Source organism: Streptomyces sp. GL_140 (assembly GCF_057834465.1).
In genome coordinates this window covers 3,774,577-3,787,571 of record NZ_CM174404.1, presented here as the reverse complement: position 1 = coordinate 3,787,571, position 12,995 = coordinate 3,774,577, and the positions used below count along the sequence as shown (strand labels likewise).

At 72.4% G+C, this 12,995-nt stretch carries 11 protein-coding genes; 5 read left to right on the top strand and 6 right to left on the bottom strand.

Features of this window, described 5'->3' with window-relative positions; translation table 11 throughout:
- Window positions 1-7 precede the first annotated feature (7 nt).
- Window positions 8-430: a hypothetical protein gene (locus AC3IYJ_RS17530; RefSeq protein WP_489402232.1), complete on the bottom strand. Its 423-nt coding sequence runs from the start codon at window positions 428-430 to the stop codon at window positions 8-10.
- Window positions 431-833: 403 nt separating this feature from the next.
- Between AC3IYJ_RS17530 and AC3IYJ_RS17525 the strand changes: the two genes are divergently transcribed.
- Complete coding sequence (locus AC3IYJ_RS17525) at window positions 834-1,760, top strand: hypothetical protein (protein ID WP_489402231.1); 927 nt, start codon at window positions 834-836, stop codon at window positions 1,758-1,760.
- A gap of 158 nt (window positions 1,761-1,918) precedes the next feature.
- On the opposite strand, the gene AC3IYJ_RS17520 is transcribed toward AC3IYJ_RS17525, so the two are convergent.
- Complete coding sequence (locus AC3IYJ_RS17520; protein WP_489402230.1) at window positions 1,919-2,845, bottom strand: cyclase family protein; 927 nt, start codon at window positions 2,843-2,845, stop codon at window positions 1,919-1,921.
- Between the two features lie 143 nt (window positions 2,846-2,988).
- On the opposite strand from AC3IYJ_RS17520, the gene AC3IYJ_RS17515 reads away from it, so the two are divergent.
- The 3 genes from AC3IYJ_RS17515 (at window position 2,989) to AC3IYJ_RS17505 (ending at window position 6,340) form a co-directional block, all read left to right on the top strand.
- Window positions 2,989-3,909, top strand: coding sequence for an SDR family oxidoreductase (locus tag AC3IYJ_RS17515; protein WP_489402229.1), 921 nt, complete (start codon window positions 2,989-2,991; stop codon window positions 3,907-3,909).
- Window positions 3,910-4,022: 113 nt separating this feature from the next.
- Window positions 4,023-5,276 carry an acyl-CoA dehydrogenase family protein gene (locus AC3IYJ_RS17510; protein ID WP_489402228.1) on the top strand — a complete coding sequence of 418 codons (1,254 nt, stop codon included), beginning with the start codon at window positions 4,023-4,025 and terminating at the stop codon, window positions 5,274-5,276.
- Window positions 5,273-6,340 carry a Zn-dependent alcohol dehydrogenase gene (locus AC3IYJ_RS17505; protein ID WP_489402227.1) on the top strand — a complete coding sequence of 356 codons (1,068 nt, stop codon included), beginning with the start codon at window positions 5,273-5,275 and terminating at the stop codon, window positions 6,338-6,340. Before AC3IYJ_RS17510 ends, AC3IYJ_RS17505 begins: the two co-directional genes overlap by 4 nt.
- Before the next feature lie 112 nt (window positions 6,341-6,452).
- On the opposite strand, the gene AC3IYJ_RS17500 is transcribed toward AC3IYJ_RS17505, so the two are convergent.
- Window positions 6,453-7,073: a flavin reductase family protein gene (locus tag AC3IYJ_RS17500; protein WP_489402843.1), complete on the bottom strand. Its 621-nt coding sequence runs from the start codon at window positions 7,071-7,073 to the stop codon at window positions 6,453-6,455.
- Between the two features lie 123 nt (window positions 7,074-7,196).
- On the opposite strand from AC3IYJ_RS17500, the gene AC3IYJ_RS17495 reads away from it, so the two are divergent.
- Window positions 7,197-8,111, top strand: coding sequence for a hypothetical protein (locus AC3IYJ_RS17495; RefSeq protein ID WP_489402226.1), 915 nt, complete (start codon window positions 7,197-7,199; stop codon window positions 8,109-8,111).
- Window positions 8,112-8,173: 62 nt separating this feature from the next.
- Here AC3IYJ_RS17495 and AC3IYJ_RS17490 read toward each other — a convergent pair whose 3' ends face one another.
- The 3 genes from AC3IYJ_RS17490 to AC3IYJ_RS17480 form a co-directional block, all read right to left on the bottom strand.
- Window positions 8,174-8,974 (bottom strand): enoyl-CoA hydratase/isomerase family protein, encoded by an 801-nt coding sequence (locus AC3IYJ_RS17490; protein ID WP_489402225.1) that lies wholly within the window; start codon window positions 8,972-8,974, stop codon window positions 8,174-8,176.
- A gap of 188 nt (window positions 8,975-9,162) precedes the next feature.
- Window positions 9,163-11,397 carry an acetate--CoA ligase family protein gene (locus AC3IYJ_RS17485; protein WP_489402224.1) on the bottom strand — a complete coding sequence of 745 codons (2,235 nt, stop codon included), beginning with the start codon at window positions 11,395-11,397 and terminating at the stop codon, window positions 9,163-9,165.
- 362 nt (window positions 11,398-11,759) lie between these two features.
- The gene (locus tag AC3IYJ_RS17480; protein ID WP_489402223.1) at window positions 11,760-12,959 is read right to left on the bottom strand and encodes a flavin-containing monooxygenase; all 1,200 of its coding nucleotides are present in this window, start codon (window positions 12,957-12,959) and stop codon (window positions 11,760-11,762) included.
- Between the last annotated feature and the right edge of the window lie 36 nt (window positions 12,960-12,995).

The following is a 12,995-nucleotide window of genomic DNA, read 5'->3' as shown; positions in this document are numbered from 1 at the left end:
TCGGCGCTCAGGCGCGACGCGGCGCGAAGTCGAGGTTCCCCGAGACCCGGTCGCGCTCACCGTCGGGCACCCCGCCCTCCTCGAGGAGGCGTTCGCAGCATTCCAGCGACTCCCGGTACTCGCCGACCCAGTACGCGGCGATCGCGAGTCCGTCGAGGGCGCGCCAGTCGTGCCACGCGAACTCGACGAACAGGATGTCGTCCGGGCGGGGGATCTGCACCGCCCGCCGGGTGAACAGGTACGCGAGGGGCCAGCGGCTTTCGAGGCGGCAGAGGCGGGCCAGGTCGCCGAGCGCCTCGGCGCGCGAGGGACGGCTCTCGTGTGCGCACGGATACCGGTCCAGCACCTCGGTCGGCGGCCGCCCGAGGCTCGACGCCAGCCGTGCGGCGTACACCCGGGAGCAGTACGCCTCCTCCACCCAGCCGCCCATGGCCGCCCGGCGGTCGCAGGCGGCGAGGGCCTTCTCCGGTTCTCCCGCGTCGCGCAGGTACTTCGTGCGCCGGCCGCCAGTGGACTCCGGATGGTCGGGGCCTCGTTCTTGACGATCATGTTCAGGCAGACGGTCGGCTTCACCGCGGCGCCCTCCTTCAAGCGGGTCGCCGGTGACGTTGGGGACCGCGGTGGCCGATGGAGCGGCGGCACGCCGCGGTGACGCGCAGTAGTCGTCAACGCATCCGTTGGTGGGGCTTATATAGGCCAATATGTTGATTCGGGAACCCGGGGGCTCAAGGTGCTCGGAGCGTCGTCCGTAGCTGTCAACGACGTCGTTCGTACTCGAGGCCGGGGCAGGCTGATCCGTCCCGGCTCGACCTCTGTTCCGAGGAGTGCTGCACATGAGTCGTGAGCAAAGGGCCAAATCGCGGCTTGGCCCCGTCCCCGCCAATCGGGCCTGGATCAGGGGAGGTGCCCTGGCTTCGCTCTCCCTCGTGCTCATGGGCCTGGCCTCTCCCGTGAGCGCGGCGGCCGGTCCGGCGGCCTCGCCCGTGAGCACCGTCGCCCGCCCGGGTGGCGGAGGCGGCGACTGCGGGCCGCACGGCAGTCCGCATCACGATCGGCCCTTGCACGACCGGCTGCTGGACAAGCAGCGGGGCGGGGGTGGGGGCGACGACGACGGCCGCGGTGACGACTGGGGCGACGGCGACGGGCACGACAAGTGCAAGGGCGCCACGGGTCCCACGGGCCCGACCGGCCCCACGGGTCCGCGCGGGCCGAAGGGTGACACGGGTGCCACCGGAGCTACCGGCGCCACAGGTGCTACCGGCGCCACTGGGGCCACGGGTGCTACCGGAGCCAACGGGTGTGGCAACGGCATCGGCTCGATCCTCCCCAACAGCACCGAGGAATTCTCCGTCTTCCTGATCAACGGGGTCGCCTACGCGGGTCACCGCGACGACCCGCAGACGGGGAACTACAAGCGCGAGGACCTCACCAATCCCGCGCAGAACCCCGGCTACCCCGACCCCAGCACCGTCTGCGCGGCCACCATTTCGTCCCTGGGGCGGGTGACGAACTTCAAGGTGCTGACCACGAGCGGGGACACGTACGAGCTCCAGTGCGACTCCAACGGGGTGACTCTCGACTGCGGCAGCCCCACCCCCGTGACGGCCAACAAGCCCTGGAAGGCTGTCACCATCCAGCCGGTGGCCAGCGGGCCGCTGCTGGCCAGGAACGCGAAGCCCCAGCCGCAGAGCCGCTTGACGTTGCCGAAGAAGGTCCCGTCGAAGGGCAACAAGCACGGCCCCCAGCATCCGAAGGGGTAACCCCGTCGGAAGCGACACCGTGACCCGACAGTGAACCAAGCGGCCCGGAGCGCCGCCGGACTCCAGTCCGGCCGGCGCCCCGGGCCGCCGCTGTTCGGGGCCGGGCCGCATCAGGGTGAGGGACGGATACCCGACGGCGCGTACCCGCACCATCGCGGTCAGAGGATGGCGACCGGGGCCACCGGGGTGCCCACCGCGCCCACGAAGGGCTCGGGCATGGCGGAGAGGAGGAATGAGTAGCGGGATTCTTCTGCACAGGCTGTGGACAACTTTTCGAGATTCCAGTTCTGGCCCTGGTGCATGCCCATCTCCACCAGGTCCAGCGCGTGCACCGGAAGCCACAGGTTCTCGATCTCCGGCGGGAAGATCTCGAAGGTCAGCGTGTCGTTCGCGACGGCCGCCACGTCCCGGGCGTGGAACCACTCGGGGGTGCGGACGGACAGGCCGGGCGACGGATAACCGTAGCCGTGTTTGTCGCCCGCCAGGTACACCTGCACCTGTCCGGTGCGCACCAGCACGATGTCGCCCGCCCGGACGGTGACCCCGCCGAACTCCTCCGCCTCCGCCAGGTCCTCAGGCGTCACCGCGTGGCCGCCGGGGAGCCGGTCCAGGCCCTTCGCGCGGGCCACGTCCAGCAGGACGCCGCGCGAGACGATGTGCCCGGCCTTGTCGATGCCGCTGAACTCGGCGCGGCCGTGGGCGGTGATCGAGGACGCCGGACGGCCGTTGTAGATCCTGCCCGAGTGCGAGACGTGCGTGAGGGCGTCCCAGTGGGTGCCGGCCTGGAGGCCGAAGGTCACCGCGTCGTCGCTGCATGCCACCGTGCCCGGCCCGAAGAGCTCCTGGTTGATCTGCACCATCGTGTGCAGCGGGTTGATCCGGCCCGGGATCATCCCGGACTGCACCCCGTCCTCCTTGAGGGGGAGCGCCAGCGCGATGCGGCGCCCGGTGCGTATCTCGGCCGCGGCGGCCCGTACGACCTCGTCGGTGACGAGGTTGAGGGTGCCGATCTCGTCGTCGGCGCCCCAGCGGCCCCAGTTGTTGATGCGCTTGGCGATGTCGTGGAACTCGGCCGGCATGCCCATGGATCTGATCAGCTCCTCGCGTTGAGAGAGACGTTGGGAGAGACGTTCGCGACAGTCCCCGGAGTGAACTAGGGCTTGTGCTCCTGCATCTGACTGCCCATAGAATCTAACGGTCCGTCAGAAAACGCGGGAAGGGGCCGGACATGGGGAACTTCTTGACAGGCAAAGTCGTCGCCGTCACGGGCGCCGGCCGGGGCATCGGAAGGGCCGTGGCACTCGCCGCGGCCGCCGAGGGTGCCAAGGTCGTCGTCAACGACTACGGCGTGGGCATCGCGGGCGGGGAACCGACCAGCGAGATCGCCGAATCCGTGGTGAAGGAGATCATCGCGGCGGGCGGCGAAGCGGTCGCCGTCGCCGACGACATCTCGACCATGGCGGGCGGCCAGCGCATCGTGGACACCGCGCTCGCCCAGTACGGGCGCATCGACGGAGTCGTGTGCGTCGCGGGCAACCTGCGCGAGCGGATGCTGTTCAACATGTCCGAGGAGGAGTGGGACCCGGTGATCGCCACCCACCTCAAGGGCACCTTCACCGTCTTCCGGGCCGCCTCGGCCGTCATGCGGCGGCAGGGCTCCGGCACGCTGATCGGTTTCACCAGCGGCAACCACCAGGGCTCGGTGGCCCAGGCCAACTACAGCGCGGCCAAGGGCGGGATCATCTCGCTCGTACGGTCGGCTGCGCTCGGCCTGGCCAAGTACGGGGTCACCTCCAACGCCGTGGCGCCCGTCGCCCGGACCCGGATGTCGGCCAACGTGCCCATGGAGCTCAAGGAGATCGGCGAGCCCGAGGACGTGGCGGCCCTCGTCACCTACCTGCTCTCCGACCGGGCCGTCGCCGTCGGCGGGGAGAAGATCACCGGGCAGGTCTACACGATCGCAGGCCCGAAGATCGCCGTCTGGGCCCAGCCGCGCGAACTGCGCGCCGGGTACGCCGAGGGCTCCTGGACCCCCGAGAAGATCGCCGACTTCCTGCCCGGGACGGTCGGCACCGACCCGATGCCGATGCTCGCCCAGCTGGAGGCCATGGCCAAGGCGGCGGCCGCCAAGGACCGCCCCAACGCGTAATCCCTGGCCGGGCGTTCTGGCCGCGCGTTCTGGTTGGGGATCGGCACGTACGCGTGCCAAGGCGCGAGAGACCGGCCGCAGCGGCCGGACAGGACCCGAAGGGGGTACCGACCGTGGACTTCAGCTTCGGCGAGGAGGACGAGGAGCTGCGCGGCCAGGCCCGTTCCTGGCTGGCGGAGCACCTCGTGGGTCCGTACGGGGCAGCCATCGGCCTCGGCGGGCCCGGCAGCGAGCACGAGGGGGTCGAGGTCCGGCGCGCCTGGGAGCGCGAGCTGGGCGCCGGCGGCTGGATCGGCCAGGGCTGGGCGACGGAGGGGACCGGCGGGACCGGCGGGAGCCGCGGGGCGTACGGCAACCGGCGGCTCTCCCTCACCGGCCAGGTGGTGTGGGCCGAGGAGTACGCGGCCGCCCGCGCCCCGGCCCGGGTCGGCCACATCGGCGAGAACCTCCTCGCGCCGACGCTGATCGCCTACGGCACCCCGGAGCAGCAGGCCCGCTTCCTCCCCGGCATCGCCCGCGGCGAGGAACTGTGGTGCCAGGGGTACTCCGAACCCGGCGCCGGATCCGACCTGGCGGGGATCCGCACGACCGCGGTGCGGGACCCGGCCGACGGGCTCCACCGGGTCACCGGACAGAAGATCTGGACCTCCCTGGCCCAGGACGCCGACTGGTGCTTCGTCCTGGCCCGCACCGAGCCCGGCTCCCGGCGCCACCGGGGGTTGTCCTTCCTGCTCGTACGGATGGACCAGCCGGGGAAGGCCGAAGTCAGGCCGATCCGGCAGATGTCGGGGACCTCCGAGTTCAACGAGGTCTTCTTCGACGGGGCCGTCGCCGCCGAGGTCGTGGGCGGTGAGGGCAGCGGCTGGTCCGTGGCCATGGGCCTGCTCGCGCTGGAGCGGGGCGTCTCCACGCTCGTCCAGCAGATCGGCTTCGCGGCGGAGCTGGAGCGGGTGGTCGCGGCGTACGCGGCCAGGTGTGGAGCAGGGGCCGGAGCAGGGGCCGGGACCGCGGGCGACCCCGTCCTGCGCGAACGCCTCGTACGGCAGTGGGCCGAGCTGCGCACCATGCGGTGGAACGCGCTGCGCACGCTCGGCTCCACCGGTGACCCGGGCGCGCCCAGCGTGGCGAAGCTGCTGTGGGGCGGCTGGCACCGGCGGCTCGGCGAGCTGGCGGTGGAGGTCCGTGGCGCCGTGGCCACGGCAGGGCCGGGGGACTGGGAGCAGGGGACCCCGTACGAACTCGGACTCGACGAGGAGCAGCGGCTGTTCCTGTTCACCCGCGCCGACACGATCTACGGCGGCTCGGACGAGATCCAGCGCAACATCATCGCCGAGCGCGTGCTCGGCCTGCCTAAGGAGTCCAGGTGAGAGGCGTCGTATTCGACGGCAAGCAGGCCCAGGTGGTCGACGATCTGGAGATCCGGGACCCGGGGCCGGGAGAGGTGCTGGTCGCGATAGCGGCGGCCGGCCTGTGCCACAGCGACCTTTCGGTGATCGACGGGACGATCCCCTTCCCGCCGCCGGTGGTTCTCGGGCACGAGGGCGCGGGCGTGGTCGAGGCGGTCGGGTCCGGGGTCACGCACGTGGTGGCGGGGGACCACGTATCGCTGTCGACGCTCGCCAACTGCGGCGCGTGCGCGGACTGCGACAGGGGCCGCCCGACCATGTGCCGCAAGGCGATCGGGATGCCGGGGCAGCCGTTCTCGCGGGGCGGGAAGCCGCTCTACCAGTTCGCCTCGAACTCGGCCTTCGCCGAGCGGACCATCGTCAAGGCCGTGCAGGCGGTGAAGATCCCCAAGGACATCCCGCTGACCTCGGCGGCGCTGATCGGCTGCGGGGTGCTCACGGGTGTGGGCGCCGTGCTGAACCGGGCGAAGGTGGACCGCGGCGAGACGGTGGTCGTCATCGGCACGGGCGGCATCGGGCTGAACGTCCTGCAGGGCGCGCGGATCGCGGGCGCGACCACCATCGTGGCCATCGACGCGAACCCGGCGAAGGAGGCGGTGGCCCGGCAGTTCGGCGCCACGCACTTCATCGACGCCTCGGCGGTGGCGGACTCCTCGGCGGCAGTGAAGGAGATCCTGCCCACGGGCGCGGACCACGCCTTCGAGTGCGTCGGCAGCGTCAAGCTGATCCGCCAGGCCATCGACCTGTTGGACCGGCACGGGCAGGCGATCCTGCTCGGCGTGCCCGGCTTCAAGGAGGAGGCCTCCTTCCAGGTCTCGTCCATGTACCTGGACAAGACGATCATGGGCTGCCGGTACGGGTCCTCGCGTCCGCAGCGGGACATCGCCCTCTACGCGGAGCTCTACCGGCAGGGCAGGCTGCTGCTCGACGAGCTGGTGACGGAGCTCTACCCGGTCGAGGACTTCGCCAAGGCCGTGGACGACGCGCACCACGGGCGCGTGGCGCGAGGAGTGCTCACGTTCTGACGCCGGAGCGGAGCGGAATGCGGGAGGGCCCCGGCCGCATCGGCCGGGGCCCTCCCGTGTCTGGCGCGGGCGGTACGGGGCGCGCCCTGCCCCGCCCCGCCGCGTCCCGGCGTCAGTCGGCGAAGCGGCCGAAGCGGCCCTTGTGGAAGAGGAGCGGGTCGCCCTCGCCGGCCGCGCCCATGGCCTCGACCTTGCCCACGACGATGAGGTGGTCCCCGCCCGTGTGCACGGCGTGGATCCGGCAGTCGATCCACGCGGGCACCGCGTCGAGCTGGGGCGATCCGGTCGCGGGGGCGGGCGAGTGGGCCACTCCGGCGAACTTGTCGGCGCCGCTGATGGCGAACGAGCGGCACAGCTCGCCCTGTTCGGCGCCCAGGACGTTGACGCAGAACACCCCGGCGCGCGCGATGCGGGGCCAGGTGGTCGACGTACGGGCCACCATGAAGGTGACCAGCGGCGGGTCCAGGGAGAGCGAGGCGAAGGACTGGCAGGCGAAGCCGGCCGGACCGTCCTCGCCCTCGCCGGGCGGTGCGGTGATGATCGTGACCCCGCTGGCGAAGTTCCCCAGTACGGCCCGGAATTCGGCTGGGCTGACGGGCGCGCGTTCGTCCTCGCCCACGGCCCGCAGATCGGGGCGCGGCAATGCGTCGACGGACTCGGCCCCGGGCTCCGCGGCGGCCGCGGAGGTGGGGGAGCCGACTGACCTGAGGTATCGGACGACGGTGGCCGCCATCCCTGCGTGTCCCATCACATCAACGATTGAAGCTGACGGTGCGTCAGATGGGAAGAGCGGTGTAGGGTCCGCATCAATTGAACGTGTTCAGGAACGCTCGGGGGGCTTGCTGTGTGGAACCGCATGCGCAAAACGGGGCAGGTGAGCCCCGGGGGGCCGCGGCGGCTCAGGCCACCGGACGGCTGGATCTCCCTCGCGCCCGGCGCCGAAACGGCCTTCGCGGCGCAGTGCGCGATCGGCGGGCTCCTCTGGATGGTCACCATCGACCTCCGCGACGACTACGACGCGGGCTACGGCGGCGGGCTCGCCATCGTCGGGCTGCTCTGCATGCTCGTCTTCACTCCGCCCATCCTGTTCCTGTACGGATGGCTGCACGCCTGGCTGTTCGCCGTGCCGGTGATGCTGCTGTCCGACGCCCTGGGCGTACGCACCCGGGTCCCCGCGCCCAGGTGGGCCCTGCCCGCGCTCGTCCTGCTCTCCGCCGCGTACGCGGCGCCGCCGGCCGCACTCGGAGCCCCGTACGTCGCCACGTGCGTCTCGATCGCCGTCATCGGGGCGATCCCGACCGGCGTGGCGGTGTGCGCGCGCATGCGGCAGTGGCCAAAGGCCAAGGTGCGCAAGCGGGTGCTGATCGCGACGGGAGTCGCGGTTCCGCTCATCATCGGCGGTGCCGTCGCCGGCTCCGCGACCGGTCTGATACCCGGATACCGCCCGCCGGTCCTGGAACGGGCCGACCTGGTCGGCGAGTGGACCGGCGACGGCACCCGGCTGGTGCTCGGCGAGGACGGCAAGGTGACGGCGCGGGAGCTGCCCGTGGAGATCTGGGGCAAGCCGGAGGCGGGTAGCTGTACGGGCACCGGTACGTGGAAGGAGCTGGCCGCGGTCGGCTCCTACCGGGCCGGAGTCTCCCTCACGATCCCCGACTGCAAGGGCGCCGAGATGAACTGGTCCGTGGCGGGGACGGACCAGGACCCGGAACTCTTCGTCCTCATGGGGGACCCGGACAGCGGGGACCTGCGGATCCTGCACAAGCGGTGACGGCGTACGCGGCCGGGTGCCCGCGCCCCCGGCGGGCCCTGCTGCTGTCCAGGCCGCTGCCGCTATCGGCCCAGGTACTTGGGGGTGCGGCGCTCCACGAAGCTCGCGACTCCCTCGTTCGCGTCGGCCGTGGTCATGTTGATCTCCTGGGCGGTGGCCTCGGCGGCGAACGCGGACGCCCGGCCGCCGTCCAGGGAGGCGTTGACCAGCTGCTTCGTCATCGCGATGGCCCGGGTCGGGCCCTGCGCGAGTCGCTCGGCCCACTCCCGGGCGGTGTCCTCCAACGCCTCCGCCGCAACCACCTTGTTGACCAGGCCGAGGCGTTCGGCCTCCGCCGCGGGGACGGCGTCGCCGAAGAACATCAGCTCCTTCGCCTTCTGCGGACCGACCAGGCGGGGCAGCAGGTACGCGCCGCCGCCGTCCGGGACCAGCCCCCGTCGGACGAACACCTCGATGAAACGGGCCGGTTCGGCGGCGATGACCAGATCGCAGGCCAGCGCGAGGTGCGCGCCGATCCCGGCGGCCGTGCCGTTCACGGCGGCGATGACCGGCTTCTCGCAGTCGAGCACGGCGGTGATCAGGCGCTGCGCGCCCAGCCGGATCATGCGGGCCACGTCTCCGGCGACGCGCTCCCCTGTTGCCGGTGCCCCGCGCAGGTCGGCGCCCGCGCAGAACCCCTTGCCGGTGGCGGTGATGACGACCGCCCGCACGGCGGGGTCGGCGGTGGCCTGGCCGAGCAGGGCGATGACGCGCTCGCGCTGGTCCCAGGTGACGGCGTTCATCGCCTCGGGGCGGTTGAGGGTGATCCAGGAGACGCCGTTGTCGGTGCGGTGGAGGACTTCGTCCTCGGGGACGCTGGGCATGGGCTGAACTCCCCTTCGGGGTTGGGGTGGGCGTGCGGGTGCGTGGCCGGGCGCGGCGCCCGTTCCCGGGGGCGCCGCCCCCGGACCCCCGCGCCTCAAACGCCGGCGGGGCTGGATTCGGGCAATTTCAGCCCCGCCGGCGTTTGAGGCGCGGGGTCTGGGGCGGAGCCCCAGGGAACGGGCTGCGGTCAGCGACAAATGGCCAGCGCGTCCAGGGCAACCGCGCCCTGACCCCTCGGGAGGACCATCAAGGGGTTGATGTCCAGCTCGGAGAGCTCGTCGCCCAGTTCCATCGCCATCCGCTGGACCCGGAGGATGACCTCCACCAGCGCGTCGACGTCGGCCGGGGGCGCACCCCGTACGCCCTCCAGCAGCGGATGCCCGCGCAGCTCCGTCAGCATCGCCCGCGCCTGGTCCTCGCCGAACGGCGGGACCCGGACCGCCGCGTCGTGGAGCACCTCCACGAGTACGCCGCCCAGCCCGACCGTCACCGTCGGTCCGAAGAGTTCGTCCTGGGTGACCCCGACGACCATTTCGACGCCCTTCTCCACCATCTGGCACACGAGGATCCCGTCCAGCGGGACGTTCTCGTAGCGCGCGATGTCGGTCAGCTCCCGGTAGGCGTCGCGGATCTGGCTCGCCGAGGTCAGGCCGATCTTGACCAGCCCGAGCTCCGTCTTGTGCGCGAGCTGCGGGCCCGAGGCCTTCATGACCACGGGGTAGCCCACCAGCCCGGCCGCCCGTACGGCGGCTGCCGCGCTGGTCACCAGCTGCTCCCGGGGCACCCGTATCCCGTAGGCCCGCAGGAGCTGCTTCGCCGAGTGCTCGCTGAGCTGCTGGCCGGGGCGCATGAGCGCCTGGGCCTTGCGGAAGGACGGGGACAGGGTGCGCGGGGCCTCCTCGAAGGGGGAGCGGTAGGCGGCGGTGAAGCGGTGGTGGCCGAGGTAGGCGCGGACGGCGGTGATGCAGTTGCCGAAGGTGCGGAAGGTCGCCACGCGCGAGGATCCGAGGAGGGTGGTGCGGTAGGCCTCCTCGGTGCCGACCGGGGAGCCCCAGATGACGCAGATCAGCTTGTCGCTCTGCTCGGCCGCGTCCACCAGGTCCTGCGCGAGCTTGTCGCTCATGGGCGGGAAGGGGCCGGTGATCGGGCAGATCAGGACGCCTACGGAGGGGTCGGCGAGGATCGCGTCGATGATCTTGCGGCCGCGCCAGTCGCCGACGGGGTGGCCGCCGTTGTCGATGGGGTTGGAGACGCCCAGGTACTCCGGGATCCACTGGTGCAGCTCGTCCTGCTTGGCCTGGGAGAGGGCGGGGAGGGTGAGGCCCGCCTCCGTCGCCAGGTCGGAGAAGTGGGCGCCGGTGCCGCCGGAGATGGAGTAGACGACGACCCCGTCGGCGAGCGGCTTGCGGGCCCGCGCGAGGAGGGCGGCGGTGTCCTGGAGCTCGTCGAGCCCGTCCACCCGGATGACGCCGAACTGGCGCATGGCGGCGTCGACGACGGTGTCCGCGCCGGTCAGCTTCCCGGTGTGGGAGGCGGCCATCCGGGCGCCGGTCTCGGTGCGGCCGACCTTGACGGCGACGACGGGGACGCCGTTGCGCGCGGCCCGGTCGGCGGCCAGGAGGAACTGGCGGCCGTCCTTGAGGCCTTCGACGTAGCAGGCGATGGCTCCGACCTCGGGCTGCTCGGCGAAGTAGGAGATGAAGTCGGAGGTTTCGAGGTCGGCCTCGTTGCCCGTCGGAGCCCAGTGGGAGAGGCGGATGCCGAGCTCCTGGAGGGTGTAGACGGGCCGGCCCTGATGGCCGGACTGGGTGATCAGGGCGATGGCCGGGCCGTCGAGGTCGTCCCGGAACTTCTCGAAGGCGTTGAGGTTCGTGTTGGGGCCGAGCAGGCGCAGCCCCGAGCGCCGGACGGCCGCGCCGAGGCGGGCCTGCGCGGCGGCGCCCTCGTCGCCGGTCTCGGCGAAGCCGGAGGCGAAGGCGACGGCGAACTTCACCTTGGCCTCGGCCAGTTGCTCGATGACGGGCAGCGGGTCGGCGATGAGGAGGACGGCGAGGTCCACCTGCTCGGGCAGGTCGGCGACGGAGGCGACGCACGGCAGTCCGAACACGGTGGCGCGGGTGGGGTGGACGGGGTGGAGCCGGGCACCGACGCGCTCCGCCCAGGCGATGAGCTGCCGGGTGATCCCGGTGTTCGGCCGCCCCTCGGCGTCCGAGGCCCCGATGACGGCCACGGACTCGGGCCGGAAGAACCGGTCCAGGTCGGGGGCGTCGGAGTGCAGGGGCCGACCACTGACGTCCAGCGCGACCGTGTCCTCGGCGGAGGGGGCCGCCGTGGAGTGGACAGCCGTCCTGGGGCTCTCCCCACAGGCCTCGACACGTGCGCGGAAGTCGGTGGTGAGGGTGCCGTGAGTAGATCCAAGCATCGTTCCGCCCGCCTCCTGCTCGATGAACCTCGATGAATCTCGAAGGGTCCCAATAACTGACGTGTAGTCAGATTACTGAACTGACGCGCCGTCAGGAACAGGGATGCGCAGGAAAGGTCGTGGAGGTGGTGTGTGGAACGGTCATGGAGGGATGGTGGAGGGGTCGTGGAGCGCTCCGGGGAGCGCCCCCGGGGCCGTCAGCGAACGGTCTCAGATGCCCCCGGGCCCGGTCCAGACCAGTATCGGCCGAGGCTGGGAGCCCGCCCGCGCCCGCCCGCGCACTGCGGATGTGCGGACCGGCTCGGCCCGTGGGCGCCGAGCCCTGCCGGGTCCGGCGGTTGCCGGACGGGCCCCCGCCGGGTCTAGGCGCGCTGGGCGCGGGCCACGGCCTTCGCGATCTTCTCGGCGTCCAGTGCCAGTTCGCGGAACATGCCGCTGATGGGGTTGGTGAAGCCGGTGAAGTAGAGCCCCGGGGCGTGGGGAGCGGTGCGGGCGCCGTGGGTGCGGGGGCGGCCGCGGTCGTCCAGTACGTCGAGGTGGCCGACCAGGCCCTCCAGGGACCGGCGGTAGCCGGTGGCGGCGATCACCGCGTCCGGGGTGATGCGGGAGCCGTCCGCGAGGACCACCTCGGCGCCGTCGAATGAGGCGACCGCGGCGACCGGCTCCACCCGCCCGGTGCGCACCGCGTCGATCAGGCCGACGTCCTGGACCGGGATCGAGCCCTGCTTGACCCGGCTGTACAGGCCGGCGGTGGGGCGCGGGAGCCCGTACGAGGACAGGTCCGGGACCGAGGCCTTGCCGACGATCGCGCCGAGCCGGTCGACGAGCCCGACGGGAAGCCTCCGTACGAGGATCCCGGTGCGCTGGGCCGGCCAGCCGGCGGTGGAGCGGCGCAGGATGTGCGGGGCCGTGCGCACGGCGAGCCGGACCCGGGCGGCGCCGCCGTCCGCGAGGTCGACGGCTATCTCGGCGCCGGTGTTGCCGACGCCGACGACGAGTACGTCCCGCCCGGCGTAGGGGGCGGGGTTGCGGTAGTCGGCGGCGTGCGCGAGCGCGCCCCCGTGCGTGTCCCCGTACGCGTCCCGGCCGGGCCAGTCCGGGATCACGGGCGTGTGGTTGAACCCGGTGGCGATCACGACGGCCCCGGCGGTCATGACGCGGCCGCCGGTGGCGTGCAGGGTCCAGCCGGTCGCCTGGGGGCCCTGGGTAGCCTCGGCGCCCGTGGCGCCCTCGGCGGGGCCGGCCGGCTCGATGCGGGTCACCTCGACGCCGGTGACGAGTTCCAGGTCGTGGAACTCGGCGTACTTCTCCAGGTACCGCACCACGTTCTCGCGCGCGACCCAGCGTCCGAACCGGCGCGGCATGGCCAGGCCGGGCAGGGCGGAGAGGCGGCGCGTGGTGTGCAGGTGCAGCCGGTCGTAGTGCCGCCGCCAGGAAGCGCCGACCGATTCGGACTTCTCCACGATCACCACGCGGACCCCGCGGGCGCGCAGCGCGGCGGCGACGGCGAGGCCGCCGGGGCCGGCGCCGATCACGTAGACCGGGCGGGGCTGGGTGGACATGTCGGGTGCTGTGGGGACTCCGGGCATGAAGTGTGA

Coding starts and splice junctions, on each gene's coding strand:
- AC3IYJ_RS17530 (WP_489402232.1), bottom strand. CDS start 430: ATGGGCGGCTGGGTGGAGGAGGCGTACTGCTCCCGGGTGTACGCCGCA.
- AC3IYJ_RS17525 (WP_489402231.1), top strand. CDS start 834: ATGAGTCGTGAGCAAAGGGCCAAATCGCGGCTTGGCCCCGTCCCCGCC.
- AC3IYJ_RS17520 (WP_489402230.1), bottom strand. CDS start 2,845: ATGGGCATGCCGGCCGAGTTCCACGACATCGCCAAGCGCATCAACAAC.
- AC3IYJ_RS17515 (WP_489402229.1), top strand. CDS start 2,989: ATGGGGAACTTCTTGACAGGCAAAGTCGTCGCCGTCACGGGCGCCGGC.
- AC3IYJ_RS17500 (WP_489402843.1), bottom strand. CDS start 7,073: ATGGCGGCCACCGTCGTCCGATACCTCAGGTCAGTCGGCTCCCCCACC.
- AC3IYJ_RS17495 (WP_489402226.1), top strand. CDS start 7,197: ATGCGCAAAACGGGGCAGGTGAGCCCCGGGGGGCCGCGGCGGCTCAGG.
- AC3IYJ_RS17490 (WP_489402225.1), bottom strand. CDS start 8,974: ATGCCCAGCGTCCCCGAGGACGAAGTCCTCCACCGCACCGACAACGGC.
- AC3IYJ_RS17485 (WP_489402224.1), bottom strand. CDS start 11,397: ATGCTTGGATCTACTCACGGCACCCTCACCACCGACTTCCGCGCACGT.
- AC3IYJ_RS17480 (WP_489402223.1), bottom strand. CDS start 12,959: ATGTCCACCCAGCCCCGCCCGGTCTACGTGATCGGCGCCGGCCCCGGC.